Raw genomic sequence first — 1,864 nt, forward strand, 5'->3', positions numbered from 1 at the left:
TTTGTGTATTCATTTATTAAGGTTTTATAAGTTGATTAATTATAGGCTTCAGGGCCTCTGATATTACTGTGTTCGGGGATGCGGAACTCGATGGGAGACTCCTCTTCGAGTAAATCCATATTATTCACCAGGATGTTTTTGATAACACCGTAGGTAAACTTACGCCCTCTTAATCCCCGTTTACATGCAGCCTCCATCCGAATGTTGCCATAGGAGCTCATTAGTCTCAATAATCCAAGACAAGCAGTATATGATTGATCAATGATCAGTTTACTGTTCATTACTTTTTTGAAAAATTCAAAAGTATTAGGGCCGTTTTCTTCTGCTTTTTTGAGATAATATTCTGGACTCCATCCACGTTGATTCTTAATGATCCGATGTCTTTCAGGCATATGCTCCGTGATACTGGTATAACCATGGCTGGTGTAATTCCTAGTATGCACAGCAATCCTTTGTGCATCGCAATAGATCTCCACTACATCCTGATCATAGGCAATACGTACTTCCTTCCCAATATAGCGGTAGGGAACAGAGTAAAAGTGCCAGTCTTCACCCACCAATACATGGTAATGTTTCTGAACTTTTGCTTTGGTGTAATGTCTGATACTGTATGGGGATTCTGGAAGAGGTTGTAGTAGTGTTTTCTCTTGACTTTTAAACAACTCGAGCCTACTGTATACTTTCTTTTGAAAGTTCAATTGATGATGATAATCCAGCTTTTCTCTAATAGCCTTATTGAGTTCTGCGAGACTATGAAAAGTATCGTTACGTAGACTGGCATAAATACGTCTATACGTAATCTTTACATTGTTCTCAACAGAAGCCTTATCTTTTGGTTTATAGGGACGAGCTGCAAGCAGAGCAATATTATTGTGGTTTGCCCATTGTTCGAGCATATCAGTAAATACAGGTTCGTATTTACAACTTTTAGATACCCATTGCCTCATGTTATCTGATTTAACAGTCAAGGGGACCCCTCCAAAGTATTCAATGGTATGATTCAAAGCTTTTACCACTTGAGGTAGTTTTGCATCAGGTAAAGCCTCCACATAACCATAACCGCTAAAGGGAAGAATAGCAATATATACAGGGCACGCGATTAGTTCTCCAGTTGAAGTATCAACATAGTGAAGCATGTCTCCAGCAAAATCAACTTCAAGCAGCTTTGCAGGAGTATGAACAAAATGCATCACAGCATTGTTTATCTTCTCCTGATCTTGTAAGAGTTCACAAAATCTAGAATATTGAAAACCTTCAGGATATTCTTTAATATATTCTTCCCAAAGTAATAATCGTGTTACACCAGTTCGATTAAGTTCCTTGCTGAAGTAACCGATCAGATTATTAAAATGAACTTTGCGCGGATCAGTATCTTCTACTACAGCGGGCTTTAAGAGCCCTAGTATGTTCTCAAGTTCTTGATCTGAACGCTTTAGTAATTCCTTAAAATCAACTCCTGTTTGCGTAAATTTCAGCAAATAAAGTGCGATTGTTTTTCTAGAAATTCTGACTTCTTTTTCAATAGTCCGTTGTGAAACTCCACGCTCTAAAAACAAAAGAATCTGTCTTATCTTAATCATACTAAGTGGTTTATTTGCCATACTGCAAGTGGTTTTTTGATTACAAACCAAACTTATGCTAAATGGCGGTTAAATCTCTACTTAGTGAGATAATGGACTTGAGAAAGGTGGTGTGCTTTGTGTCGGAATGTCAGTCCTTTACAACTCTTAAATCAGAAGTAAAGTGGCGTACTTTGCGTCGGAATAAGTGGCGACCTTTGCAGCGGAATCGTGGCGTACTTTGAAGCGGAATGGGTGGTGTACTTTGTAGCGGAATCGTGGCGACCTTTGCAGCGGAATATCCA

At 38.7% G+C, this 1,864-nt stretch carries 1 protein-coding gene; it reads right to left on the reverse strand.

The window, feature by feature from the left end; translation table 11 throughout:
* Positions 1-35: 35 nt before the first annotated feature.
* Positions 36-1,601 (reverse strand): IS21 family transposase, encoded by a 1,566-nt coding sequence (gene istA / locus ACQKCJ_RS24695; RefSeq protein ID WP_271338769.1) that lies wholly within the window; start codon positions 1,599-1,601, stop codon positions 36-38.
* Positions 1,602-1,864 lie beyond the last annotated feature (263 nt).

The organism is Flavobacterium sp. NPDC079362 (assembly GCF_050267765.1).
Taxonomy (GTDB): domain Bacteria; phylum Bacteroidota; class Bacteroidia; order Flavobacteriales; family Flavobacteriaceae; genus Flavobacterium; species Flavobacterium azizsancarii.